General features: G+C 54.4%; 19 protein-coding genes and 1 tRNA gene. 7 read left to right on the forward strand and 13 right to left on the reverse strand.

Annotation, left to right across the window (positions count from 1 at the left end):
* Positions 1-135 precede the first annotated feature (135 nt).
* The 3 genes from ACKPCT_RS15970 to ACKPCT_RS15980 all read right to left on the reverse strand — a co-directional run bounded on the left by ACKPCT_RS15970 (position 136) and on the right by ACKPCT_RS15980 (position 2,588).
* Positions 136-1,335 carry an MFS transporter gene (locus ACKPCT_RS15970; protein ID WP_210186650.1) on the reverse strand — a complete coding sequence of 400 codons (1,200 nt, stop codon included), beginning with the start codon at positions 1,333-1,335 and terminating at the stop codon, positions 136-138.
* Positions 1,328-2,092 carry a DeoR/GlpR family DNA-binding transcription regulator gene (locus ACKPCT_RS15975; RefSeq protein WP_319567383.1) on the reverse strand — a complete coding sequence of 255 codons (765 nt, stop codon included), beginning with the start codon at positions 2,090-2,092 and terminating at the stop codon, positions 1,328-1,330. The genes ACKPCT_RS15970 and ACKPCT_RS15975 overlap by 8 nt, the downstream gene beginning before the upstream one ends.
* A gap of 178 nt (positions 2,093-2,270) precedes the next feature.
* Positions 2,271-2,588 carry a hypothetical protein gene (locus ACKPCT_RS15980; RefSeq protein ID WP_139229194.1) on the reverse strand — a complete coding sequence of 106 codons (318 nt, stop codon included), beginning with the start codon at positions 2,586-2,588 and terminating at the stop codon, positions 2,271-2,273.
* A gap of 139 nt (positions 2,589-2,727) precedes the next feature.
* Between ACKPCT_RS15980 and ACKPCT_RS15985 the strand changes: the two genes are divergently transcribed.
* Both ACKPCT_RS15985 and ACKPCT_RS15990 read left to right on the forward strand, forming a co-directional pair.
* On the forward strand, positions 2,728-3,714 hold the full coding sequence (locus ACKPCT_RS15985) for a Gfo/Idh/MocA family protein (protein ID WP_319567384.1): 987 nt from the start codon (positions 2,728-2,730) through the stop codon (positions 3,712-3,714).
* 685 nt (positions 3,715-4,399) lie between these two features.
* The gene (locus tag ACKPCT_RS15990; RefSeq protein WP_319567385.1) at positions 4,400-6,091 is read left to right on the forward strand and encodes an ATP-binding protein; all 1,692 of its coding nucleotides are present in this window, start codon (positions 4,400-4,402) and stop codon (positions 6,089-6,091) included.
* A 36-nt stretch (positions 6,092-6,127) separates the two neighbouring features.
* Here the strand turns inward: ACKPCT_RS15990 and ACKPCT_RS15995 are convergent, their stop codons facing one another.
* Positions 6,128-7,486: a sigma-54-dependent transcriptional regulator gene (locus ACKPCT_RS15995; protein ID WP_090069198.1), complete on the reverse strand. Its 1,359-nt coding sequence runs from the start codon at positions 7,484-7,486 to the stop codon at positions 6,128-6,130.
* A gap of 823 nt (positions 7,487-8,309) precedes the next feature.
* Between ACKPCT_RS15995 and ACKPCT_RS16000 the strand changes: the two genes are divergently transcribed.
* From ACKPCT_RS16000 to ACKPCT_RS16010, 3 genes are all read left to right on the forward strand, one after another.
* Positions 8,310-9,287, forward strand: coding sequence for a TRAP transporter substrate-binding protein (locus ACKPCT_RS16000; RefSeq protein ID WP_090069196.1), 978 nt, complete (start codon positions 8,310-8,312; stop codon positions 9,285-9,287).
* 246 nt (positions 9,288-9,533) lie between these two features.
* Complete coding sequence (locus tag ACKPCT_RS16005; protein WP_090069194.1) at positions 9,534-10,052, forward strand: TRAP transporter small permease; 519 nt, start codon at positions 9,534-9,536, stop codon at positions 10,050-10,052.
* Positions 10,053-10,067: 15 nt separating this feature from the next.
* Positions 10,068-11,342, forward strand: a complete 1,275-nt coding sequence (locus ACKPCT_RS16010; RefSeq protein ID WP_090069191.1) for a TRAP transporter large permease — start codon at positions 10,068-10,070, stop codon at positions 11,340-11,342.
* A gap of 188 nt (positions 11,343-11,530) precedes the next feature.
* Here ACKPCT_RS16010 and ACKPCT_RS16015 read toward each other — a convergent pair.
* The 4 genes from ACKPCT_RS16015 to ACKPCT_RS16030 all read right to left on the reverse strand — a co-directional run bounded on the left by ACKPCT_RS16015 (position 11,531) and on the right by ACKPCT_RS16030 (position 14,589).
* Positions 11,531-11,607 (reverse strand) — tRNA-Arg (locus ACKPCT_RS16015).
* Between the two features lie 202 nt (positions 11,608-11,809).
* A complete protein-coding gene (locus ACKPCT_RS16020) occupies positions 11,810-12,688 on the reverse strand; it encodes an SDR family oxidoreductase (RefSeq protein ID WP_319567386.1) in 879 nt (292 codons plus the stop codon).
* Positions 12,685-13,872 (reverse strand): tRNA epoxyqueuosine(34) reductase QueG, encoded by a 1,188-nt coding sequence (gene queG, locus ACKPCT_RS16025; RefSeq protein ID WP_319567387.1) that lies wholly within the window; start codon positions 13,870-13,872, stop codon positions 12,685-12,687. The genes ACKPCT_RS16020 and queG overlap by 4 nt, the downstream gene beginning before the upstream one ends.
* A gap of 24 nt (positions 13,873-13,896) precedes the next feature.
* Positions 13,897-14,589, reverse strand: coding sequence for a glutathione S-transferase family protein (locus tag ACKPCT_RS16030; protein WP_090069154.1), 693 nt, complete (start codon positions 14,587-14,589; stop codon positions 13,897-13,899).
* A gap of 213 nt (positions 14,590-14,802) precedes the next feature.
* Here ACKPCT_RS16030 and ACKPCT_RS16035 point away from each other — a divergent pair, with 213 nt between their 5' ends.
* The gene (locus ACKPCT_RS16035; RefSeq protein ID WP_319567388.1) at positions 14,803-15,609 is read left to right on the forward strand and encodes an undecaprenyl-diphosphate phosphatase; all 807 of its coding nucleotides are present in this window, start codon (positions 14,803-14,805) and stop codon (positions 15,607-15,609) included.
* Between the two features lie 542 nt (positions 15,610-16,151).
* The gene (locus tag ACKPCT_RS16040) at positions 16,152-18,155 is read left to right on the forward strand and encodes a methyl-accepting chemotaxis protein (RefSeq protein ID WP_319567389.1); all 2,004 of its coding nucleotides are present in this window, start codon (positions 16,152-16,154) and stop codon (positions 18,153-18,155) included.
* An 87-nt stretch (positions 18,156-18,242) separates the two neighbouring features.
* Here the strand turns inward: ACKPCT_RS16040 and ACKPCT_RS16045 are convergent, their stop codons facing one another.
* From ACKPCT_RS16045 to ACKPCT_RS16065, 5 genes are all read right to left on the reverse strand, one after another.
* A complete protein-coding gene (locus ACKPCT_RS16045; RefSeq protein ID WP_090070311.1) occupies positions 18,243-18,887 on the reverse strand; it encodes a DsbA family oxidoreductase in 645 nt (214 codons plus the stop codon).
* Positions 18,888-18,941: 54 nt separating this feature from the next.
* On the reverse strand, positions 18,942-19,793 hold the full coding sequence (locus ACKPCT_RS16050) for a TrmH family RNA methyltransferase (RefSeq protein ID WP_090069149.1): 852 nt from the start codon (positions 19,791-19,793) through the stop codon (positions 18,942-18,944).
* Complete coding sequence (locus ACKPCT_RS16055; protein WP_407062697.1) at positions 19,790-21,016, reverse strand: class I SAM-dependent methyltransferase; 1,227 nt, start codon at positions 21,014-21,016, stop codon at positions 19,790-19,792. Before ACKPCT_RS16055 ends, ACKPCT_RS16050 begins: the two co-directional genes overlap by 4 nt.
* Positions 21,017-21,187: 171 nt before the next feature.
* Complete coding sequence (locus tag ACKPCT_RS16060) at positions 21,188-22,867, reverse strand: methyl-accepting chemotaxis protein (RefSeq protein WP_319567390.1); 1,680 nt, start codon at positions 22,865-22,867, stop codon at positions 21,188-21,190.
* A gap of 378 nt (positions 22,868-23,245) precedes the next feature.
* Positions 23,246-24,598 carry a malonyl-CoA decarboxylase gene (locus ACKPCT_RS16065; protein ID WP_090069142.1) on the reverse strand — a complete coding sequence of 451 codons (1,353 nt, stop codon included), beginning with the start codon at positions 24,596-24,598 and terminating at the stop codon, positions 23,246-23,248.
* Positions 24,599-24,744 lie beyond the last annotated feature (146 nt).

Below are 24,744 nucleotides of genomic sequence, written 5' to 3' on the forward strand. Positions count from 1 at the left end.
AATTTCCCAAGGCTGCAAGGAAAAGGCGGGAAACAAACGTAACTTTTGACAAATTTTCATGCCTTGAAGGCACATTATCGACACGGCCTGCGGAGTTATACGCAAGAAAACAGACAGAAGTTGCAATCAGCGCCGTTAACGCGCCGCGCTCTTTTGGGGTGGAGCAAGATTAGGGGCCAACAGAATGATAAGCAGAGCCAGAGAGGAAAGCAGCAGGAACGCCCAGCGGATGGAAAAGGTATCCGCGAGCAAGCCGATGGCTACCGGCCCAAATAGTCCCCCACCATAGCCGAAGGTCGCCACGGCCGCGATGGCCGGACCGGGCGACATGGTATCATCGTTGCCAGCACGCGAGAAGGCCAAAGGCACTATGAAGGCATAGCCAAGTCCCATCATGGCAAAGCCGACAAAAATGGCAGGAAGACTTGCAAAGGAAATAGCCAGCAACGACCCGCTTGCGGCGAGAAGGCCACTCATACGCGCAGCCCTCACCGCTCCCAACCGACTGATAATGAAATCGCCTGCAAGACGCATAACCACCATCGCGACAGAAAAGCAGGTATAGCCAAGAGCGGCCGTGCCCTCGTTGGTCTGGGCGACCTGTACGAGGAAAATGGCACCCCAATCGCCCATGGCCCCTTCGCCCAGCCCGGCACAAAGCCCCATGATGCCCACGAGCGCCAAGGCCCCCTTGGGTAAGACGAACAAAGCTCGCTTGGCGCCCGGCTTGCGCTCGATGCGTGGCGACGACCAGGCTACATAGCCAAAAGGAAGCGCCAGCAGCAGGCAGACTACACCTCCAATCAAGAAATGCACCATCGGGCTGAGCGCTAGATGCACTGCCAGAAATCCTGTTGCTGCCCCAAGCCCCGACCCGAGGCTCCACATGGCGTGAAAGGAAGACATGATAGGCTTACCGCGCGCTTTCTCCACTTCTCCGGCCCATGCATTCATGGACACATCCATGGCCCCGTGTGCCGCCCCAAAGGCAAACAGGGCAGCTCCAAGCAGCAGGGCGCTGGGAGCGAAGGCTAGACCGGCAAGCGCCGCACTATAGACAAGGGCGACAACTTTCGTGACAGACGCGCTGCCATAGCGTTCCACCAGACTGCCGGTTGTGGGGAAGGAGACAATAGCCCCGGCGCACATGCTCAGTAGCAAAATGCCAAGCATGGTCTCACTGAGTTGATGCATTTGCGCAATGGCCGGTACGCGCGAAGCCCACATGCCGAAAAAGGCCCCATTGAGCATAAACATGGCCGAAACGGCCTTCCTCGGCGTGCGGAGGCCATTCCATGGCAATGGCGCATTGGCGAATGTCGAAGGGTTATGCATGAATGATCTCCGCACCGGCATCCCCGAACGGCTGCATCGTGGGTGCGTCGGCGTCTGTAACAATAGTGGTGATGTCTTTAACCGGCAAAATACGATGCCGCGCCCGCTGGCCGACCTTTTCTTTCGCGCAGACGAGAATGACTTCATTGGCCGCCTTGATCATCGCGCGGGTCATACCAGCCTCATCGGTATAATCCATGCTGAACCCGAATGCCTGGTCCAGACCACAGATACCGGGAAAGGCAAGGTCTGCGGCGAGGTTGCCCAGTGCGGCTTCCGCTTCACACCCAACAGCACACGCGCCCCATGGACTCAGCCGCCCTCCAACGAGATAAGTCTGGATCGACTTTTCAAGCGTAATCGAGGCAATGGCAGGCGCGGGAGTGATGACAAACAGATCGTCAAGTGGCTCGAGATAGGCCGCCAGACGGACAAGTGTCGTTCCGCCTCCCAGAATAATCGTCATGCCGCTTTTGATCAGTGGCAAGGTGGCCTTTGCAAGCGTGTCATGGTTGGCCGCTGGCTCGGCTCTTCGTTCGGTATAAGGCGTGGCTGCAGAACGAACCGGGATGGCTCCACCTCTGACCCGTCGCGCCAGCCCTCCGTCTTCCAACGCGAGTAGATCACGGCGGATGGTATCGAGGGAAATACCGAATTCATTGGCTAAGTCGACAGCGACGAGCTGCTCACCGCTCTCCAGTCGGGATCGCAGCAAGGTCTGTCTGACGGAAGGATTGTTGAGTGTAAGGTCTGTCATGATGGACCATGCGTCGTGCATAGTTTTGCATTATTCCGCAAAAATATGCAACACAATGCAAAAAATTGCAACACATTTCATATATGTCCCATATGCGTCACACACCCAATAAGAAGCAGGTAAACGTAACTCAACCCAGCTTTGAAGGAGGTAAAGTTCTCAAAAGAGAGACGTTGCCCTAGTCAAGTTCCATATCCACGACCTCGGAAATCAAGACAAACCCGCTATCGAGAATCGGCCAGCTTTTGGCTATCTTAACGGCTTCATCCTTGTTCCGAGCTTCAATCTCGGCATAGGCTGACAAGGTTTCACCCGGCGTCACGGTTTCAACATTTTCAGACGTGACAATAAGAGACTGTTTCAAAACACTGCCTGGATTGACGACGAACTTCTCGAACGACTTGCTCCAAGCCTTCAAGGCAGCAAGATCCTTTTCGCCTTCTTCGAAGGTCTCAGGCAATTGTTTTGAGTGAAAAAATAAATTGTACTTGGGCACCACCACACTCCATGTCATATATATCGGAGTGTCTGATTTAATGGTAAATGTGTCAAAATCCGAGCAAAATTGTGGCTTTGACGTTTGTTAGTGACACATATCAACTGTTAGAGTTGTATAAGAAACATGGGAGAGCAAAATGATCCGTTGGGGCATTCTAGGAACCGCCAAAATTGCCAGAGAGCAATTGGTACCAGCCATTCAAGCATCGCGAAACGGAACCCTGCAGGCTGTTGCCAGCCGCAGTCAGGCGAGCGCTGACGCCTTTGCCGAGAGATTTGGCATGCCTCTGGCCTATGGTAGTTACGAAGACTTGCTTAGCAGCCCGGAGGTGGACGCAATCTATATTCCGCTGCCAACATCCCAGCATGTGGAGTGGACCAAGCGCTGTCTGGAAGCAGGTAAACATGTCCTTTGCGAAAAGCCGATTTCCCTGCATGCCAAGGAAATTGATACTCTGATTGAAGCTCGGGACAAAAGCGGCCTTGTCGCCAGCGAAGCCTTCATGGTCACTTACCATCCGCAATGGCAGCTGGTGCGTGACTTGATCGCCAATGGTGAAATCGGCACCTTGCGTCACATTCAGGGCGCCTTCAGCTATTACAATGTTGATCCAGACAACATGCGTAACAAGGTCGAGCTGGGCGGTGGAGGACTGCCTGATATCGGCGTATATCCGACGGTGACAGCCCGTTTTGCCACCGGTAAAGACCCGGTTAGGGCCAGAGCTTCCATTGAGCGCGATCCAGATTTCGGGACGGATATCTATGCCAACTGCCAATATGATTTTGGCAGCTTTGACATGACCTTCTACTGCTCCACCCAGCTTGCCTTGCGGCAAAGCATGTCATTCCATGGCGACAAAGGGTTGATTGAAGTAAGCGCACCGTTCAATGCCTTGAACTACGATGCAGTGAATGTTTGCCTTTACAACAACAATCGCAGCGAAATGAAGAAATGGTCCTTCCAGGGTGCCTATCAGTACCAGCTTCAGGTCGAGGCCTTCGGCGACAAGATCGCCGGTGAGGAGGCCACGATCTTCACGCTGGAAAGCTCACGCGCCAATCAGGCTGCTATTGACGCACTGTATGCAGCGGACCTCAGCGACGGCTGGGTTGATATCTAAGGAGAGGCCGGCTTCCCTCATGGGGAAGCCTTCTCTTGTCGCAGCGAAAATTAAAGGGAAAGGGGCTCATCGGGGCCCCTTTTTCATGTCCAGCCAAATGCCCATCCAGCGGCCAGCCGAAAAGGCTATATGGAACTTTAAGCATCTCTGAATGTTGTATTATTTGTTAACGACATTACATTATAATTGTAAGAGTGAAGAGACTTTTTCATCCTGTTGCGGTCTAATAAAAGCGTGACTTGACGGGATGATCAGCAAGTCTAAGGAGGAAAGAGATGTTTTATGTCGGTTTGAGCATACTCTCTGTATGCTTCACATTCGGCCTTGTTACTGGAGCATTGCTTTTTTAGCCTTGGGTTCTCGATCAGAACCATAAGCAGGCATTGTTTTTTGTAAGGGCCCTGCTGTCAAATGAGCATAATGAGCCCACATTTGCTCATACAGGTTCGTCTATTTCAAAGGCCGCGGTTCGCGGCCTTTCGCATGTCTGCACCCCGCACGGCTTTGCCTTTCCCTCCAAAGGAAATCCTAACCTTTTCACCATTGTGTTTGATGCTCTTCTTTGGTCGGAGCGCAAGCGGGCTGGCACGATGGGCACAAACACGCCTATAATGACGTGTTGCAACGGCCTAGAGCGCATGTGCGCTTTGCGGCTTCTTTCAGTCCTTTACGGCGAGCAGAGCAAATGGTTGAAAAGCTGATACCCTTTATAAGGATCAAGTCCTTTCACCTGCTCATCATCACTCTGCTTATATTGATCATTTCCTTTCCCTTCTATGAGGAAATGAAGAACCGGATCAATGCCAGCAAGCTGATCATCAACATGTATAAATCGAGCCTGGAATCCTCGATTTACCAATATAAATTTCTTCCTTTCATCCTCTCGCAAAACCAGAAGATCGTCGACATCACCACAGGCGATCTGGATTCGGTTGAAAGCGGCTATTTCCTGCAGCGCATCAAATATGCCACCAACGTTGCCACCGTCTTTGTGCAGGATAAATCCGGCAAGACCATCGCCTCAAGCAACTGGGACAGGCCCGATAGCTATATCGGCAAAAATTACGGTTTCAGACCCTATTTCAAGGCCGCCATGGCGGGACGACTTGGCCAGTTTTACGGGGTTGGCATCACATCTCTCACCCCGGGCTACTTCATTTCCTACGGGTTGAAGTCGGGCGGAGAGATCATCGGTACCATTACAATCGAGATCAATCTCTCCGATCTGGAGGACGTCTGGGCGTCCGGTCCCGATGAAATCATCGTCTCGGATGTCCATAACATCATTTTCCTGAGTTCCAACAAGGCCTGGAAGAACAAGACCCTTGGCGATATCAGCGCGCGGGCCATCGACAAGGTGGATTCGGAGAAGCAGTTCGTCCGGCATCTGCTGAGCCCTATTGCCCTGTCGCGCTGTTATAGCGTGGGCGAAATGACCTTCTACAGCAATTCCAAGTTCGGCTGCGCGCTTCCGGGTATCTTTTCTATCCAAGAGGACATTCTCGACTATGGCTGGACTATTCTGTCGCTGCAAAGCACACACTATTATTATGCGCTCGCCGTACTTGCTGTCCTTCTAGCTTTGCTGATCTATGGCATCATCCTGTTTGCCTATCGGAACTTCCGCAACAAATACAAACGCAGCATCCAGAAACTGCAGAACCAGCTGGTTGAAAACAGCAAGCTGGCCTCGATTGGCCAGATGGCGACGGAACTGGCGCATGAATTCAATCAGCCGCTTTCGGCCATCTATATGCTGCTTGATACCTCCCGACTGTTGCTTGAACGCAAGCTCTATCCGCAGGTGGACGAAAATCTGGCGCTGGTGGCCTCTCATATCGAGCGCATGACGCAACAGATATCGGAACTCAAATCCTTTGCCAGCCGGCATCGCATCTCCAGCGGCAATGCCAACATCGTGTTGGTAGCGAATTCTTCCATCAAGCTGTTTCAGGCCACACTGAAGAAGAGCAATGTGCAACTCGAATTCCAGGCCAGTCACAATGTCATACAGGTGCCCTGCAATGACATTGGTCTGGAGCAGATTTTCAGTAACTTGATCACCAATGCGCTTGACGCCATGAGCAATCGTGAAAAGAAGAGATTGCTCATACTGATCAGCAAGGAAGAGGGTAAGGTGCAGGTGCGGGTGCGCGACAATGGCTGCGGCATTTCCGATCCGACACGGATCTTTGAGTCCTACTTCTCCACCAAGCAGCGGGGCACCGGTCTCGGGCTGGCGATCATCAAGGGGATTGTCGAGAATTCCGGTGGCTCCATCAAGGCGCAGCATCATGCCGCAGGCGGGGCCGAGTTCATTATCAAATGGCGCGAATGGGTCGACGCGACGCAAGTTCCATCAGAAGACACCATCTAGGCATCAAGCCTTGTAAGCGCACAACCGACAGCCGGCCTAATCCGCCAGGTTGTTCGAGCGAAAGGCATCGGGCTTGATGTCGTGGCGATTGAGCTTGTCATAAAGGGTCTTGCGCGGCAGCAACAATTGCTTGGCAGCCGAGCCGACATGTCCTCCGGTCTGACGCAGGGCATCCTCAATCAGTTGCTTCTCAAAGGAATCCAGACATTCCGTGAGGCTCATGCGGTTTTCATCCGAAATGGAGAAGCCGTCCGTCTCAGGGGGCACAAAACCGAGAATATAGCGGTCGGCGAAATGTTTCAGCTCGCGCACATTGCCCGGCCATTTCTGGGTTTGTAGCCAGATAATAAGCTCGGGCTTAATGTCCGGCATCGGGCGCCGATATTGCTGGGCGGCCTGAAAGGCAAAATGATAAAACAGCTCGGGAATGTCTTCACGCCGCTCGCGCAGGGGTGGCAGATGAATGGTAACGACATTCAGCCGATAATAGAGGTCTGAGCGAAAGGCCTTCTTTTCGCTCAGCTCCTGAAGATCTTCCTTCGTGGCTGCCACCACACGGCAATCGACCGGCACGAGCACATTGTTGCCCAATCGCTCGACGGTGCGCTCTTGCAACACGCGCAGAAATTTGGCCTGAATATCCAGCGGCATGCTTTCGATCTCATCGAGAAACAGCGTACCCTTATGCGCATATTCCACTTTGCCGATCCGCTTTTTGGTGGCGCCGGTGAAGGTGCCTGCCTCATGACCGAACATTTCGCTTTCAAACAGGCTATCGGGGAAGGCAGCACAGTTGAGCGGCACGAAATTGGCATTGCGCCGATCGCTCCACATATGGATGGCATTGGCCACCACTTCCTTGCCTGTGCCCGTTTCACCCTGCACCAGCACGTCGGCATCTGTATCCGAGATGTTCAGGATCATCTCCCGAATACGGTTCATCGCCTTGCTCGAGCCAATCATCACGGGGCCATTGGCCGCCTTTTGCTGCAAGCGTGACTGGACATTCTCCAGCTCCAGCCGACGCTTGTCGACCGCCCGCTGCAGGATTTCCGTCAGGCGCTTGTTGCTGCATGGTTTTTCGATAAAATCATGGGCGCCCTGCTTCATGGCATTGACCGCCATTTCCACATCGCCATGGCCCGTGATCAGCACCACGGGAATGGCCGGATCAATGGCGAGTACCTTTTCCATCAACTTGACGCCAGACATGCCCGGCAGTCGAATGTCGGTCAGAACGACCGAGGCCGGATGCTTTCGCACCAGCTTCAACCCGTCTTCCGCATTGTCTGCTGTAGAAACAGTAAAGCCAGCCATTTCCATGGATTGCTGATACGCAAATTGCACGCTTTTATCGTCTTCGATGTAAAGTATCGAAATATCGATTTGATCCACGCCTTGGTCCTCTCTGACAGGGCAACCCGCAAGGTCCTCACCACGGCGGGCAGTTCATCGGGCTGTCCCTTATTTCGGACCATACCACCCGCGAACCGCTCTTCTTGCCCTCCTCCAACCCTTCAACTTTATACACATAACGAAGCAAGCGTCGAGGCGCTCGATAGGAGGAAGAGACCAAAACTGACTTTTTGCCGGTTTTAACAGGTCCATGCGGCATCTTGTCCCCGCACTCTACGCAACTATGTGCGGATATCGTGACACTTGCTCCTGAGGGTGTCTGGAAATCCGCACAAACCCGCGCATTTTCGTTAGACTAAGGATCAAGCCTCCTAACCTCTTCCAATTTTCTTTGAGCCCTTCTTGAAAAAATTTGTCCGCATCACCATGAGAGTCTTTCTCCTGCTCACTGGTGAAAAAGCATCTATGTTACAAATGGTTAATGATTGAGCGATCAGGCTGCAAGCTCCGCTTGTGCCTTCCGGCACACCGTTTTTGTGCGCCTTCGGCTACTATTTGGCACGGGGCTTGCTGATGTTTGTACAAGCGGCACGCAAGCTCGTTGGGTGGAACTCCACAATCGAACCGGGGACTGGCGTGCTCAGGATCAACCGATCCTATGAAGGAGGAGCATACAGGGAGCGAGGTGAGGCCTCGCCCCATCATGAAATGAAACCCGGATCGCAGGATCCAAAAGAAATCAGGTTGATCCGGCTTCTATTGCTATGAGGGCGGTTCGACTCACAGATCAGACACCCTCGCGGTGTCGAAGCTACATTCGAATAACAGGCTTTTTTTGAAGACAGGATAGGGAGGAAACCTAATGATCCGTCTCGCAAGTATTCTCGGCGCTGGCCTTATGGCCCTGTCGCTCGCAGCCCCGACTTTCGCTGCCGACGTCACCCTCAAGCTCGGCCATATTGCCGTGCCAGACCATCCGTATGGCAAGGGCGCTGACTATTTCGCCAAACTCGTCAACGAAAAGAGCAACGGCTCCATCGAAGTCAAGGTTTTTCCAAGCTCCCAGCTGGGTGGTCAGAAAGACCTGATCGAAGGCATGGTTTTCGGTGCTGTTGACATGGCTCTGGTCGGCACCGCTGTTCTGGGCCAGTTCCAGCCACAGATTTCCATCTTCGACCTTCCCTTCATCTTCAACGACCGGCCGCATGCCTACAAGTCTCTGGACAGCGTCGGCATGGAGCTTGGCAAGGAATTGGAAGGCCGCGGCATCAAGCTGCTGGGCTATATGGAAAACGGCATCCGCCACGTTACCAACAATGTCCGCCCCATCAAGGAACCGGCCGACATGGAAGGCCTGAAGATCCGCGTCATGACCAACAAGATCTTTGTTGAAATGATGAAATCTCTGGGTGCATCTCCAACCCCTATGGCCTTCAGCGAACTCTATTCTGCCATGCAGCAGGGCACGGTTGACGGTCAGGAAAACCCTTCCGCGCATATCTTCACCAAACGCTTCTATGAAGTCCAGAAATATGCCTCCAAGACTGCACACGCCTATTCTCCGGAACCGATGATCATTTCCATGATCAGCTGGGCAAAACTCAATGATGAGCAGAAAGCCATCATTCAGGACGCAGCCAAGGAAGCGATTGCATGGCAGCGCAAGATCTCTGAAGAGCAGGACAATGAATATTGGGATCAGATCATCGCGACTGGCAAAATGGAAGTCATCGACGTTGATCGCTCCAAATTCAAGGCCGCTACGGCTCCTGTGATCGAAATGTTCGCCGATACCGTTGGTCAGGACAATATCGACAAGATCAACGCTCTGGCCGAATAACAAAAGCCAGCCCCAAGAGAGCCCACAACAAACACATATCAGGGCTCGTGCCGAGCTTGGGCAGGGGCTGGCCCGGTCGCAAGACCCCGGGTCAGCCCACTGCGCACATCCATTCTGGCCAATTCGGCCAGTCCGCAGCGCAAGGCTCCTCGGGCCTCATCACCCGAATTCATGATCCAATCAACAACAAGGCTTGGCCCGGAGCGTTTCCGAAGGCTTCTCCGGCCTCATAAAAGGTCTCAATTCATGGACGCCATATTCAAAATCCTGCGCAAGTTGCTGTATGGGATTTCCGTCGTTGCCATGCTTGTCATGCTGACAATCATCTTCATACAGGTGATCACCCGCTATCTGTTCGGCTTCTCGTTCGAGTGGTCCGAAGAGCTGGCCCGCTTCCTGTTTGTCTGGGTCGTATTCCTTGGCTCCGCGCTTATAATGGGCGAAGACGGCCATTTGGCTGTTGAGCTGGTCCCGCGCCTTCTCAATGGCACAAAGCCCGGCTTCGTGCTCAATCTGTTCATCAATGCCTGCGGCTATGTTTTCATCCTGCTGCTAATCATACAGGGCTGGAAAATGACGCAGACCATGACCTTCCAGACCTCTCCCGGTCTCGGCCTGTCGATGAGCTATGTCTATATCATCATGCCCGTCTCGGGTGTTCTCATGCTGATGTATCACATCAAGGACACCATAAGCATCTTCCGCTCGCTCGCTGGCAAAGCTGAAGACGACAATGCCGATGACACATCGGTTGTAACGGACTAGCGGGAGCCTGATATCATGGAAGTCGCACTTATTCTTTCCTTCGTCGCGATGGCGCTGATCGGTGTGCCGGTGGCTTATGCCTTGGCTCTTTCGGTCTCCTTCGTTCTGGCGTTCTACATGGACCTGCCACAGGTTCTCATCACCAACAACCTCTTCTCCGGCATCGATTCCTTCTCCTTCATGGCGGTGCCCTTCTTCATGCTTGCCGGTGCCTTCATGTCCGCAGGCGGGGTGACCTCGCGTCTGGTCAATGTGGCGCAAGCGATGGTCGGTTCCTTTACCGGAGGTCTGGCTCAGGCCGTGGCTGTGGCCGGCATGTTCTTTGCTGCCATCTCGGGGTCTTCCGCTGCGACCACGGCAGCCATCGGCTCAACCATGGTCAACGAAATGGAGCAGAAGGGCTATAAACGCGAAATGGCAACCGGCATCGTGGCTGCGGCCGGTACAGTCGGCATCGTCATTCCGCCTTCCATCACCTTCGTGGTGTATGGGGTTATTGCCAACGTCTCGATCGGCGATCTGTTCATGGCCGGTGTTGTTCCGGGCCTGCTGATGGGCGGCGCCATGTGCGGCATGGGCTGGTATCTTGCCAAGAAAGGCCAGATCCCCCCCGACGGGTCTTTCTCCTGCAAGCGCCTCGCTCTGGCCCTCAAGGACGCCTTCTGGGCTCTGATGACCCCGGTCATCATTATCGGCGGCATCTATTCGGGTATTTTCACGCCAACAGAAGCGGCCGCAGTTGCTGCGGTCTATGGCATCCTGGTCGGTCTGTTCATCTATAAAGAGCTGGCCATTCGGGATTTCCCTGAAATCGTCTTCAAGGCAGTGATCGGCACAACGCTCATCATGTTCCTTGTGGGCGCTGCCAAGGTCTTCGGCTGGCTGATGACCAACCTGCAGATCCCGCACATGATCGGTGAAGCCATTATCCAGTTCACCAGTTCTGGCATCGTCTTCCTGCTGATCATGAACGTGCTGCTTCTGGTGTTGGGAACCCTTGTGAATGCGTCGGCGGCGGTGGTCATCCTGACTCCGATCTTCCTGCCGGTCGCCCTCAACATGGGCATTGACCCGATCCATTTCGGCGTAATCATGGTCGTCAACCTTGCCATCGGCTGTATCACGCCTCCGGTAGGGCTGGATCTGTTCGTGGCCAGTGCCATCACCAAGGTCCCGTTGGAAAAGGTCATGAAATCGACCGCTCCCTATCTAGGCGCGCTGATCGTCGCCTTGCTGATGATCACGATGATTGAACCGATTTCCACCACGTTGCCGTATCTCTTCAAATAAGCCCTAAAACACATGCGCTGGCAATCCTCTGCCAGTGCCCCTCTTGGCCCCGGAAACGGGGCCTTTTTTTTGGCAAAGCATTTTGCCAATGCATGAGGGGGTATACTGCAGGCACAGCCAAAAGACCATACGAACACACATATGCAGCATGCTGCCTAAGCGATAAGATACTGATGTAAAGGGGAGAATGGCGCGCTGGGGAGGATTCGAACCCCCGACCCCCAGATTCGTAGTCTGGTGCTCTATCCAACTGAGCTACCAGCGCAACCTGTGTGCCATGCTCGTTTTGAGCTCGGCAAGTGAGGCTGTTGTCTAATCCCTATTGGCCGAGTTGGCAAGGGCGTTTTGGTTTTTATTTCATTTTTTTAACAGCGTTGAGCAAGCCTGTGAAAAGAGATGGCGGAAAGCCGCGAAAGAGCCGTTGTCAGGGCGTTTGAAAGCGGTGCACAAACGCCCTGTGGATCGATCTAGTCTTTCTTGCGCCAGCTATCCGTTTGCCACATATGGGCAAATGCTTCCCGATAAGTCGGATAGTGCAAGATGCCACCGATCAACTCATGCAGACGAATATTGCTGCAACGCTTGTTCTCGCCATAGAAGCTGCGCGCCATGGGGCTTATGTCAGCGTCTTCGAATGACTGCTCCTTGGGACGCGGCACCCCCATCAAGTCTGCACAGTAATAAATGACCTCTTGCGGCGCGGCGGGTTCATCATCCACCACGTTAAGAATGCCGCTGTGGCGCTGCTTGGCAGCTTTCGCCACAGCTAGACCGATATCTGCTACATGAATGCGATTGAAGACCTGACCGGGTTTGTTGATGGCCCGGCAGGTGCCTGCATCCAGTTTGATCATCTGGTTGCGCCCGGGGCCATAGATGCCGGCCAGCCGATAGATGCCAAGTGGCATGTCCAGCTCTGATGCCAGTGCTTGCCAGTCTTTTTCAGCCGCGATCCGCTGCACCGATCGACGCGAGACAGGGCGACATTCGGTGTCTTCATCCACCCATGCGCCATCATGATTGCCATAGACGCCAACGGTTGAGAGATAACCGATCCAGCAAAGCGCGGGAAGCTGTTTTAGATCTTCGCGCAGGCAATTGAGAACAGGATCACCCTCGGCCCCCGGCGCGATTGAAATGAGCAGGTGTGTTGCCTCTGTCAGCGCTTCCTTAAGGGCTGTAGAAGGGCTTTCGCCATCAAATTGAAAGGCACGCAGCCCGGCGGCAGTCATCGCCGCGGCTTTTTTCTCCGAGCGTGTGGTTGCCGCGATCCAATCGCAGTCTGGAGCCAGTTCCTGCGCAATGGCTCGAGCGCTATAGCCATATCCGAAGATAAACAGTTTCATTGGGTCTTTCCTTCCAGCGCCAAGTGCCATTCTTCATTCACATCCAGGGCTGTTTCCCCGTCAATGCGGTCTTTTGCCATTTGAACAAATTCCTGTGCGGGCATCAGGCGCCCAAGCGCCCAGATAGCTGCCCCCCTGACCAGAGGATCACCATCGCCAAGATGCGGTGTGACCGCCCCGATCAGCCCGGATATTTCCGTAGCGTCTCCCCTGCCCGCGTTGCCTGCAGCAATCAGCACATTGCGCATGAAGCGATTGCGACCAATGCGCTTGATGGGAGAGCCGGAGAAATGCTGGCGGAAGGCCGCGTCATCCAGCGCCAGAAAATCAACAAGCGCCGGTGCCTTGAGGTCGGCGCGCGCCTTGAGCTTGGCTTCGCTGGCCTGTTGCGCAAACTTGTTCCATGGACAAGCGGCCAGGCAATCATCACAGCCATAGATGCGATTGCCGATGGCCCCGCGCAAAGCATGCGGGATCGGGCCCTTATTCTCGATGGTCAGATAGGAAATACAGCGGCTGGCGTCGATCTGATAAGGCTTGGGAAAGGCGCCCGTCGGGCAGGCCTCCTGACAGGCCACACAGGAGCCACAGCGGTCCATCTCGGCTTCATCGGGGACAAGGTCCAGATTGGTGAAGATTGCGCCCAGAAACAGCCATGAGCCAAACTCACGACTAACCAGATTGGTGTGCTTTCCCTGCCAGCCCAGTCCGGCAAGCTCTGCCAGCGGTTTTTCCATCACGGGGGCAGTGTCGACAAACACCTTGATGGCACCATCCGGCTGGCTGTCGCGCACGCGCGAGAGCAGCTTGGCTGAAAGCTGCTTTAATCGCCCCTTGATCAGGTCGTGATAATCGCGATGGCGGGCATAAACCGAAATATTGGCCTTGTCGGGATGCGCCAGAAGATCTCGAGGATCTTCGTCTGGACCGTAGTTAAAACCAAGCATGAGGATGGATTGCACATCATCCCACAGATTGGTCGGGTGGGCGCGGCGGTCCAGCGTCTCCTCCATCCAGTCCATGGAGCCGTGATAGCCCTTCTCGACAAAGTGCCGCAAAACTGCTTCGCGGCTCTTGGCATCACTGGCGCGACAGACCCGCAATTGGGCAAAGCCCAGCGCCTGAGCCTCTTTGTCAATGAAGGCGCGCAATTTTGCCTGTTTATCCGGGTTTGGCACGGTCATGCACCATCATTGTAGGAGGTGAGACTAGAAGTCCAGATCCATATACTGGCTCGAAGGTGGTATCCCCTTGAGGCTATCGGCCAGAATGGGGCGGAACGCCGGACGTGATTTGATGCGCTGATACCAATCCTTGACGATCGGTTCCTTCTCCCATGGCACTTCGCCCAGATAATCGATGGTCGAAAGCATGGCCCCTGCTGCGAGGTCGGCATAGGAGAAATTCTCACCAGCGAGCCATTTCCGGCGCTCGGCCAGATAGGCGATATAGTTGAGATGGATCTTCAGATTGCCTCTGGCTGCGCGCAGAAGGGTTGAGTCGGGAGACCCGCCCCCTTCGCTCGGGCGGCGCATGCGCTTGTAGATTTTTTCGTCAACGAAAAAGCGGGCGCTTTCATCCACGGCCTTGTTGAGAAACCAGTGCACGAGCCTGCGCACTTCAGCGCGATGGTTGGGATGGTCTGGCAAAAGGCGACGGCTGCCGAGCGCATAGCCACGGGTTTCGTCCAAATATTCGGCGATGGTCATCGCTCCACATACCGGTGGCCCGTCATTCTCTCTGAGCACAGGAACAGTGCCCGCCGGATTGACCAGCAGAAACTCTTCTGTCCGCTCCCAGGGAAGAACTTCGGTCAATTCTGCATTCGCCTTGCACTCGGCCAAAATCAGCCGTGTAAAGCGAGATGGGACTGACATCATGGTGTGGTAGAGCAGTAGCATTGCCCGTGCGATTCCTTTCGTGCCTAACGCTTCTTCGAGCAGAAAACTGGCAAAAGTGTGGACGCTCATCCATTCAAGTATGAAATGATTATCAGCAATTTAACAGACGTGATTTAAAAGCGTCCATTAGGTGCCACACTTTCACCCGATTTGAGGATGAAGGGGACCATAGTGGCAGAAACTTTTTTCTGCCAGTGAGAGAATGAGATAAAAATGGATCTTGCCACATATTTCGAAGCTGTCATCCTTGGCCTTATTGAGGGCTTTACCGAGTTCCTTCCTGTTTCCTCTACCGGGCATATTCTACTGGCGGGACATTTTCTGGGATTTCAGAATGACGGCAAGACATTCGAAGTCCTGATCCAGCTTGGCGCGATCCTGGCTATTCTGACGGTTTATTCGCAGCGACTCATCAAGATTGCTGTTGATCTGCCCACCAGCAAGAAAGCACGTCTGTTTGTGGCGGGTATCCTGCTGGCCTTTCTGCCAGCGGCCGTGCTGGGGGCAAGCTTGCATGGCTTCATCAAGCAGGTCCTGTTTGAAAGCCCGCGTCTCATATGCACCACATTGATTGTTGGCGGCGTTGTACTGGCCTGGATTGATCGGCTCGATCTCAAGCCACGTTATACCGACATCATGGATTACCCCCTCTCGCTCTGCTTCAAGATCGGCCTGTTCCAATGTCTGGCGCTGGTACCGGGCATGTCCCGATCGGGCTCGACGATTGCCGGCGCGCTATTGATGGGGACAGACAAACGCTCTGCTGCGGAATTTTCTTTCTTTCTGGCCATGCCGACCATGGCAGGCGCCTTTGCCTATGATCTCTACAAGAACCGGGACATTATCAGTCTGGATCAGGCTGGCGTGATTACAGTGGGCTTTATCGCCGCTTTCATCGCTGCAGTCTTTGTCGTGCGGCAGTTGCTCGACTTCGTCTCCCGCCATGGCTTCATGCCCTTTGCCATCTGGCGTATTGTCGTGGGGGTTGCGGGATTTATCGGACTTTATATGGTCGGCTAACAGCACCAACTCACTGCATGGTGGAGCAAGCTATGGTCTTTTGGCATTGTGAGCAAACACAAAGAGGTCTACAAACAGCACTTCATAAAATGCCGTTTTACCTTCCCTCCCCCTCTTCACCTTGTAAAGACTTACTTCAGCTACAGAATTGAAGGGTATTTTGGCGGGCTTTTACACAAAGGAGCCGATTTTCGTATCACCATGCGATACTTTTAAAGGGAAATCTACTTAGCTTTTCCAGATGGGTAAATATTCCACGCACCTTCACCCAAGTTTAATCTGGAAAATTACCTTCCGATTTTCCTCGGCTTTTCATACATTTAGGTCAGAGCATTCTTTCCACCCTGTCATAAATACCTATCGAAAAGTGCACCCCAAAAGGCCTCATCCTCTCTCGATTTATGCCCAAAATCTGCGGTTTTGAGGGTTTTGGGCCATTTATAACAAATTAACAGATTGCTCACAGCGTGTAATCCAAAGGTCTTGAAATCCATAAGTGTCCTCTATGAAGGAGGCGCTCGATTTACTTTGAGGAACGTTTGATGAGGCATCTTTTACTCAACCGGTTGCTTGCCGCGATCGTGTCTATCCCGGTTCTGGCTATCCTCGGTCTTGGAGGATTTCTCTCCTATCAATCCTACGAGACTTACCATCAAATGAAATATGCCACCGATCTGGTTGCCTTGGGTAATGCGGGTGGCCAGCTGTCAGAGGGGCTGCCCAGAGAAGTCTTCGCTTCTCCGAGCGAGCGCAGCCAGAAGCGTCAGGAGACCGACAGCTTGTATGACAAAGTTCTGGGGCAGTTTGATGCGGTCGGCTCGTCCGATCCGGGCCTCATCGAAATCCAGCGTGAGCTGAACGCCATACGCTCCAACGTGACCGCCTTCCGTGCAGAGATAGACAATGGCAACGATTCGCCCGTTCTGGGTGTCAAATATCTCCAACCCATTTCAGCTCTGGCCAACAAGCTGATGCGGCGCGGTGCCTCTCTTATTCCCGATGCTGACCTGTCGAACACCCTGCTCGCCTATTTTGCAAGCCAGCAGATCCGGGACAGTCACAATATGATCAGCAGTGTTGTTCCTCCGGTTTTCGCAGCCAATGCGGCCAACGTCCCTCAGATTTCGATTATCTTGCGCGGCCAGTTGCAGGAAGGCTATTTTGCGCCGATTTTCGAGGATAATGGTCCTGCGGCATCCGTCGCTGCCTACAAGGCCTACCGAAACGGGCCTGATGGCGAAAACATCTCGCGTTTCTTCAATCAGATCATCGCCCATCACGAACAGTTGCCCGAGGGAATCAAGGGGCTCTGGACTGAAGCAGCGCAAGCGCATGACAAAATCACCCTGCAATTGACCCACGATGCATTCGAAGCCAGCAGCGCGCTAGCAGCCAACAAGCTTTCCAATGCCCACAGCAATCTGCTGATCTACATGATCGGGACATTTGTTATTCTACTCGCGGCCATTGGCGTCAGCTTCTTTGGCCTGCGCGCCCTTCAAAGGCTGATCGGTGACAGCGAGACGGTTCTGGCAGAACTGGCCAAAGACAAGCTCGAAATCAGCATCCCCTATACCAGCCGCAATGACGCAATCGGGCAAATGGCGCGCTCTTCGGAGTTGTTGCGCGCGGCCCTGCTCAGGCGTCGGACGCTAGAAGCAGACGCCCGCGAGCGTGAAGACAATGCACTGAATGAGCGCAAGGCCATGATGGCGCAGCTTGCCGACCAGTTCGAGCATTCCGTGGGCGGCATTGTCAGCGAAGTGTCGAGCTCGGCCAGCCAGTTGCACCAGACAGCCTCTGAACTGGAACGCTCTGCGGACCAGACGTCCCAGCAGGCAGGGTCTGTTGCCTCATCGGCAGAAGAGGCCGGGGCCAATGTTTCCTATGTGGCCAGTGCCGCCGAAGAGCTGGAAGCCTCTATCCGCGACATCAAACGCCTCGTGGACAATTCCGCATCCCAGAGCAATGAAGGCTCCGGCAAAGCGGAGGACACCCGCGTCATTGTCGGCGAACTGCAACAGGCAGCCATCCATATTGGTGATATTGTCAATCTGATTTCCGGCATTGCCGAACAGACCAACCTCCTGGCGCTCAACGCCACCATCGAGGCTGCGCGTGCAGGCGAAGCAGGCAAGGGCTTCTCTGTCGTTGCTGCCGAGGTGAAGGAGCTGGCCAACCAAACCTCCAAGGCCACCGAGGAGATCAGCCAGCAAATCAACCATATCCAGCTCACCACGGATCAGGCGGTGGATGCCATCGGCAGCATCTCTGAAATTATCGGGGAGATCAGCAGCTCCTCAGGAGCCATCGCGTCTGCAGTGGAAGAGCAGGGCCATGCAACGGGCGAAATTGCGCAGGCTGTGGTCAATGCCTCATCAGGTACAACCCATGTGTCCAACAGCATTCAGGAAGTTGCCCAGACGGCTACAAGCACGGGCAGTGGTGCAACGCAGGTATTGGCGGCCTCGCAGAACCTGACCAATCAGGCCCGCACCCTTCAGGAGCAGATGAGCCAGTTTCTGGAAACGGTCCGCGCCGCCTGAGCCAATGCCCCATCCGGATTGGCAATCAATCAAAAAAGCCCTGCCTCTGAGCAGGGCTTTTTATTGTCTGCACCACGCTGTTCTGCTCTAGGCCTGTTGCTGGGCGACTTCGGAGAGCACCTGACGGAACTGCTCTACACCTGCCGCACCGGGTACCAGATATTTACGTTCGAAGATGATAGCGGGCACGCTGTTGATACCCTGCTGGCGCCAGAAATCCATTTGCTCAAGCACCGCACCATCATAGCGCTGATCTTCAAGGATCGCGCGTGCCTCATCGGCATCAAAGCCAAGATCGGAGACCAGTTTGACCAGCACGTCCCGATCGCTCACATCAAGCCCATCAGTGAAATAGGCTTTCTGGAAGGCTTGCTTGACCTCGGTGTCGCGCCCCTCAAGGGCCGCCCAGTGAATGAGCTGGTGCGCATCGTGGGTGTTGACCATGCGCATCTCATCTGTGAAGCGGAAGGTAAAACCAAGCTCGGCACCGACTGCGGTGATATGATCACGGTTCTGACGGCTCTGCGCAGGTGTGATGCCGTATTTCTCGCCCAGATGTTCGCCCAGATTCTGCCCCTCGGGGCCCATATCCGGATTGAGCTGAAAGGGCTGCCAGTGGATTTCGGCGTCCATTCCCAGTTCATCAAGCGCGGTGCGCAACTGATGGTAACCGATGGCGCACCACGGGCAGACAACATCCGAGACAATATCGATATGAACAGCTTTGGTCATGAGGATTCCTTTGTGAGCAACAGTCCAGCCCATATAGGAACCCTTGTGACGTAATTAAAGCCCCAGCTTGCCTTCGCGCAAACGGAAGAGCGTGATGCCGGTGGAAACGGCCAGATTGAGGCTCTCGGCCCTTCCATCCATGGGGATCTTGACCAGATGATCGCAGCTTTCTGCAAACTCATCAGGCAGGCCCGATTGTTCGTTGCCCATCATCACCATCAGGGGATCCTTCGGCTTGACGGACCGATAGTCTACCGCACCTTTCAGATGGGTGCCGACAATGTCGCCGGGCCAGCTCTTGCGCCAACTGAGAAATTCCTCTCGTGTCGCACGATAGAGCGGCACATGGAAAATGGAGCCCATGGTGGCCCGCACGGCTTCAAGACTAAAGGGGTCCGTGGTCTCTCCAATCAGAAGCAAGGCGCTGGCGCCCACAGCATCGGAAGTACGGATGGAGGTGCCCAGATTGCCCGGATCTTTCACCCCTTCCATGGCCACGACCATATCGCCTCCGGCAGCTTCAAGGTCAGAAGCCAGATCGGTGAGTTTGCCATAACGTTGGCGAAAGACGCCGATTACATGCTGGGGGTTATCACGATGGGTGAGCTTGGAGAGCACCTGCTCGGAGACTTCCAAAATGAGCCCGCCCCTGGCATAGACCTTGGCGGCAACCTGCTGGACCAGCTCATGGCTCTTGATATTCTTGGCATAGACCAGAATGTCCGCATCCCAGCCCGCTTCCAGCGCGAAGGCCACCAGCTGCAACCCTTCGGCCATGAACTGGCCGGTCTGATTGCGCACCTTGCGCCGCTCAAGGGCGCGAATATCCTTGATATGCTGGTTGGAAACGGCTGTGATTTCCTTGATCAGACCTTTTTTGGTCGCGCGGCTTTCCAATTCTGTCATTGGTCCGCCTCCTCTTCTTTGGTGAGTGGTCGCCAGCGGGTATAAAGTGAGGTGTTGAGCGTGCGGGCTCCGCCCTCCTCGGCAATCATCAACTCGCCGGATTCAACGATCCCACCCTGCCCGGTCATCACTTCGATCATCAACTCGTCAAAGGCCGCGTAGGAAGCGCGCATGGCGTAGCAAGTGAGCGTATAGAAGAGCGCTTCTTTCGAAAGGATCTGACGGCAGGCATCCAGCATCTCGGGCAGCATTTCAAACAATTGCCAGACCTCGCCCTTGGGCCCGCGCCCGAATTTGGGCGGATCGAGCAGAATGCCGTCATAGACATTGCCGCGACGGATCTCGCGCTGAACGAATTTCATGGCGTCATCGACAATCCAGCGGATGGGCTTGTCATCAAGACCGGCAAGCATCTGGTTTTCCTTGCCGTAGCCCACGGCCTTCTTTGAGGCATCCACATGGGTCACTTCGGCGCCAGCACGGGCCGCAACCAGCGAGGCAACGCCGGAATAGCCAAACAGGTTGAGCACTCGCGGTGCACGTCCCAGATAGGCGGAGCGAATCTGCTTGTCCATCCAGGCCCAATGAGCGGCCTGCTCAGGGAAGAAGCCCACATGGCGAAAGGCCGTGAAGCGTCCGTAAAAGCGGATATCGTCCCAGCTGGTTTCCCAGGTTTCTCCCAGCGGAGAAGGATAGCGCCAGCGGCCCGGACCTTCTTCTTCCAGATCGCCGGTGAAAAATGCATCGGCAGCTTCCCAAATATCCGCCCTCAGGCGTGGACTGCCCATGGCCTGCGGCTCGGGGCGCACGATGGTGTAAGGGCCATAGCGTTCCAACTTGCGACCGTGGCCCATATCCAGCAGTGCATAGTCTTGCCAAGGCTTGGTCACCATCAGCGCGAAGGGTGCCCTGCGTGGCTGAGGGCCCTGAGGGCGTGGCGGCAGCACAAAGGGTTCACGCGCTTCATGCTGCGTTTTCGCCTGTGTTTGGCTCTGAGACTTGGAAGCAGTTTTCGACTGGGATTTGTCCTGGTCGCCATGTTTGACAATACGGCCCGGTTTGAACTCGGGTTTGCGGCCTGAAAAGTTGCTGCGTCCGCCGCGCTCGTCCTTGCCGCGCGGAGCACCCGTAGCGCCGCGTTTGCCGCCTGAGCCTGCTTTTGCCCCGCCTTTGGGGTTTCCCTGTCTGGAAGACTGTCCGCCGCGCCGCTGTGCCATAATCATCCTTGAGCGTTATCTGTCTGGAGTACCGGATCAAACACCGTATCTGGGGCTCTTCTATAGCGACTGGCAGGGAGACACGCAAGAAAAAGGGCGGAAACCCCGCCCTTTGCTTTTCTATGCACATAGTACCAGTACAGCGCGTACCAAAGCCAACGCAGCCGCCCCAAGCCTCTATGCTTTTGATACCTTGAGCAGGAACTGGTCCACCGTGTTGGCCAGCCCGTCTGCACAGGCATTCACATCTCTGGACACGGTATTGACTTCATCCACCGCACTGTTTGTCTGGCCCACCGCGCCTGACACAACGCTGATATCCTGACTGAGAGCCGTTGTGCCTCTGGCAGCTTCCTGAATAGAGTTGGCGATTTCGTTGGTCGCCAGATTCTGCTGCTGGACGGCTTCGGAGATCGACGCGGTGAAGCTGTTGACCTGCTCGATCGTCGTGCCGATTTCCTCGATGGACTGCACCGCTTCCTGCGTTTCGCCCTGAATGGCGTTGATCTGGGCAGAGATCTGCTCGGTTGCCTTGCTGGTCTGATTGGCCAGTTCTTTCACTTCGGCTGCCACGACGGCAAAGCCCTTACCCATTTCCCCAGCACGGGCCGCCTCGATGGTGGCATTCAGCGCCAGCAGGTTGGTTTGTTCGGCAATATCGCGAATGAGGCTGACAACATCTCCAATCTGCTGGGCGGCCTCTGCCAGACTGCCAACGCGATCATTGGCAGCTCCAGTCGTGATCATCGCCGTGTTGACAGCGCTGGTCGCCTGATCAACCTGTCGGGCAATTTCACCGATGGAAGCAGAAAATTCCTCACTGGCCGCAGCCACGGTCTGCACATTCGAGGAAGCCAGGGTTGCTGCATCCTGTGCCTGATGGGAGCGGGTGGCTGAGGATTGCGACAGATCTGCCAGATTGTTGGCCGTCGCCTGAAGGCGTTGCATCTGCTCGGACACCACATGCAGCTCCTGGCTGGCTTCCTGACGGAAGGACGCAATCAACTGGTCAATGCGGGCCTGACGCTCGGCCTGTGCCGCCTGATCCTTCTCCTGCTGCATGGCCAGCTGTCTGCGTTCGGCCCCCATATCGCGGAATGTCTTGACCGCTTCGGCCATTTCGCCCAACTCATCGCTTCGCCCTTCTGCCGGAATCTCGGTAACCGTTTGGTTTGAAGCCAGCGACAACATGGCCCTTTTCAACGACTCCATTGGCGTTATGATGGAGCGAAGAGTAAACCACGCGGCCAGAAAGCAGATCAACAGCACGAGCCCCCCAAGGCCGAACATGATCTTTGTATTGGTCCAGAGGATCGCCTGCAGGTCATCCATATAGACGCCAGTGCCGATGACCCAGCCCCAAGGTGCAAAGCCCTTCACGTAGGAAAGCTTGTCGACAGCCGTATCAGAGCCAGCCTTGGGCCACATATAGCCTACAAAACCAGCGCCCTCAGCTTGTACGGTTTTCACGAATGTGGGGAAGATGGCGACGTCATTGGCATCCTTGAGGCTTGAGAGATCCTTACCGACCAGTTCCGGCTTGGCCGCATGCATCACAATGACGTTCTTCATGTCATTGATCCAGAAATACTCCTTGCCACGGTAACGCATCGCCTCAATTGCCTTGGCAGCTGCAGCCTGAGCTTCTGCTTCGCTGAGGTCTCCTGCCTTGAAGGACTCATATTTCGACTCGGCCACATTGACCGCGGCATCAACAAGGCTCTCTAGTTCTGCCGCTTTCTGTTCTGAAAGCTCGCCGCGGAAGCTGAAGTCCATCGTGATAGTCAGCACAGAAAGGCCGACAAAAAACAGGCCCACTAGCAAATACAGCCGTTTAGCAATGGTAAAACGCATCATGTCTCCCCTTCTGTTGCACCAGCAACACTCAACCTCAACAGAATGGCATCAGCTCTTATCATGCGATGCAATCAAAGCCCTGAGCCTGTTGGGACGAAAAGGCGAGCGCCTTAGATCCATAAGTGCAGGGCCTTTTTTTTGATAGGGTAGGCAGATATAGTGGACAGTTGGTTAAGAAGAAAAAGAAATATGTATGCTAATTTACAATACATTACTGCAATAGAATAAGAGCATTCACCTAAAGTCTTCAATCGACTTTCTGATGCAAGAAAATAATGATACAATATCAGTATTGTTCTGGTTGCATTCAGAAAAAATAAAAACCCGGCACGCGAAAGCTTGCCGGGTGTCTTATTTGATGAATAAGCCTCAGCAGACTCAAGCGGTTTCTGCTTTAGGAGGCGTGGCAGCCTTGGCTGCAGCGACCGGGGCCAACTTGACTTTGGCATTGGCCAGAGACTTGACTTCGGAGGACGCAGCAACCGTTCCGTCCGTTGCATAGGCCTGATGGTGCTCTTCAATTTTATTCTCGTCATAGAGATAGTTGACCATCACGCCCCAGCTGATGCTTCTGCCGCGCTCGGAATGGTCGGCATTGGCATGAACCTTATGCAGCAGCGCACCATTGCCCAGATGGAAGTTGGCAACAGGATCATAGGCCGTGCCCTTCTTGCTGCGGGCATTGACCAGATACCGTGCAGCCAGACGCTGGACGAAATCATCCGCTGGCAGCTCATCATCGCCAAGCTGTTCCAGAACCGCGCGTTCCTCAGGCTTGAGAAGCGGATCCTCATTTTCAATGGCACTCTTGACCCAACGGCGGAAGCCGGGCACCGGAGACAGGGTGACAAAGGTGTGCAGAGCCGGGAATTCCTTCTGCAGCTCGGCGACAACCTGCTTGATCAGGAAGTTGCCAAAAGAAATGCCGCGCAAGCCAACCTGACAGTTGGAGATAGAATAGAAAATCGCGGCATTGGCTGCACCCGGTTCAATATGCTCCCTTTCCTGCTCCAAAATGGAGGCGATGGATTTGGGAATTTCACGCGTCAGAGCCACTTCCACAAAGATCAGCGGATCTGTTGGCATCGCCGGATGAAAGAAGGCAAACAGACGGCGGTCCGGATCGGCCACACGCTGGCGCAGGTCATCCCAGCCATGAATACGGTGTACCGCTTCATAGGCGATGATCTTTTCCAGAATTTCAGCTGACGTGGACCAGTCGATCCGCTCGATTTCGAGGAAACCACGGTTGAACCATGCGGAAAACAGATGCTGAAAATCATGATCCAGGCTCTTGAGTTCTGGCTCGGCCTTTACATAACTCAACAAATCAGCGCGCATATTCACAAGACGTGCCGTTGAGCCGGGCACGCGATTGAGGCGGCGGATAAGTTCCTGACTTTTGGGCTCGGCAGCAAAATAGAGCTCACGAGCGGCTGCGTGATCTCCCGGTTCCCATTGAGAGACGGCCTTTGCCAGCGCATCATGATCAACGCCGAATTCTTCTGCGACCTTGACGAAGAAACTGTGGCGCTCTTCTTCAGAGGCTGCTTCATAGATCTCAAGAATCTTGAGAGCATTTTTCAGCCCCGAGGCTTCGCCCTTGTCGCCGACCAGTTCCTTGCAAAGCGGGATCAGATGATCCGGTGTCATAGCCGCCTTGGACGACAGGAAGGGGCCTGCGTTTGCAATGCGTTGAAGCATGTCACTGAGAAAACTCTTGGCTGCCATAGTGTAAACCCCTTTGGTCTCTTTGATCTTGAAGGCAAAATGTCACCGCTAAAGATGACATTTTTTTGAATTTCAAGCAAAAAATAGGAACCGTAAAGGGCGGGAACAAGTTATCTTTTTGCAGCAGTCATCATGACGCAGGCTGC

It is taken from the genome of Cohaesibacter marisflavi (assembly GCF_963665895.2).
Classification (GTDB): Bacteria; Pseudomonadota; Alphaproteobacteria; order Rhizobiales; family Cohaesibacteraceae; genus Cohaesibacter; species Cohaesibacter marisflavi.

Bases quoted from the DNA above. Each gene is read 5' to 3' on its own strand.
- ACKPCT_RS15970 (WP_210186650.1), bottom strand. From the start codon at position 1,335: ATGCATAACCCTTCGACATTCGCCAATGCGCCATTGCCATGGAATGGC.
- ACKPCT_RS15975 (WP_319567383.1), bottom strand. From the start codon at position 2,092: ATGACAGACCTTACACTCAACAATCCTTCCGTCAGACAGACCTTGCTG.
- ACKPCT_RS15985 (WP_319567384.1), top strand. From the start codon at position 2,728: ATGATCCGTTGGGGCATTCTAGGAACCGCCAAAATTGCCAGAGAGCAA.
- ACKPCT_RS15990 (WP_319567385.1), top strand. From the start codon at position 4,400: ATGGTTGAAAAGCTGATACCCTTTATAAGGATCAAGTCCTTTCACCTG.
- ACKPCT_RS16000 (WP_090069196.1), top strand. From the start codon at position 8,310: ATGATCCGTCTCGCAAGTATTCTCGGCGCTGGCCTTATGGCCCTGTCG.
- ACKPCT_RS16005 (WP_090069194.1), top strand. From the start codon at position 9,534: ATGGACGCCATATTCAAAATCCTGCGCAAGTTGCTGTATGGGATTTCC.
- ACKPCT_RS16010 (WP_090069191.1), top strand. From the start codon at position 10,068: ATGGAAGTCGCACTTATTCTTTCCTTCGTCGCGATGGCGCTGATCGGT.
- ACKPCT_RS16020 (WP_319567386.1), bottom strand. From the start codon at position 12,688: ATGAAACTGTTTATCTTCGGATATGGCTATAGCGCTCGAGCCATTGCG.
- queG (WP_319567387.1), bottom strand. From the start codon at position 13,872: ATGACCGTGCCAAACCCGGATAAACAGGCAAAATTGCGCGCCTTCATT.
- ACKPCT_RS16030 (WP_090069154.1), bottom strand. From the start codon at position 14,589: ATGCTACTGCTCTACCACACCATGATGTCAGTCCCATCTCGCTTTACA.
- ACKPCT_RS16035 (WP_319567388.1), top strand. From the start codon at position 14,803: ATGGATCTTGCCACATATTTCGAAGCTGTCATCCTTGGCCTTATTGAG.
- ACKPCT_RS16040 (WP_319567389.1), top strand. From the start codon at position 16,152: ATGAGGCATCTTTTACTCAACCGGTTGCTTGCCGCGATCGTGTCTATC.
- ACKPCT_RS16045 (WP_090070311.1), bottom strand. From the start codon at position 18,887: ATGACCAAAGCTGTTCATATCGATATTGTCTCGGATGTTGTCTGCCCG.
- ACKPCT_RS16050 (WP_090069149.1), bottom strand. From the start codon at position 19,793: ATGACAGAATTGGAAAGCCGCGCGACCAAAAAAGGTCTGATCAAGGAA.
- ACKPCT_RS16055 (WP_407062697.1), bottom strand. From the start codon at position 21,016: ATGATTATGGCACAGCGGCGCGGCGGACAGTCTTCCAGACAGGGAAAC.
- ACKPCT_RS16060 (WP_319567390.1), bottom strand. From the start codon at position 22,867: ATGATGCGTTTTACCATTGCTAAACGGCTGTATTTGCTAGTGGGCCTG.
- ACKPCT_RS16065 (WP_090069142.1), bottom strand. From the start codon at position 24,598: ATGGCAGCCAAGAGTTTTCTCAGTGACATGCTTCAACGCATTGCAAAC.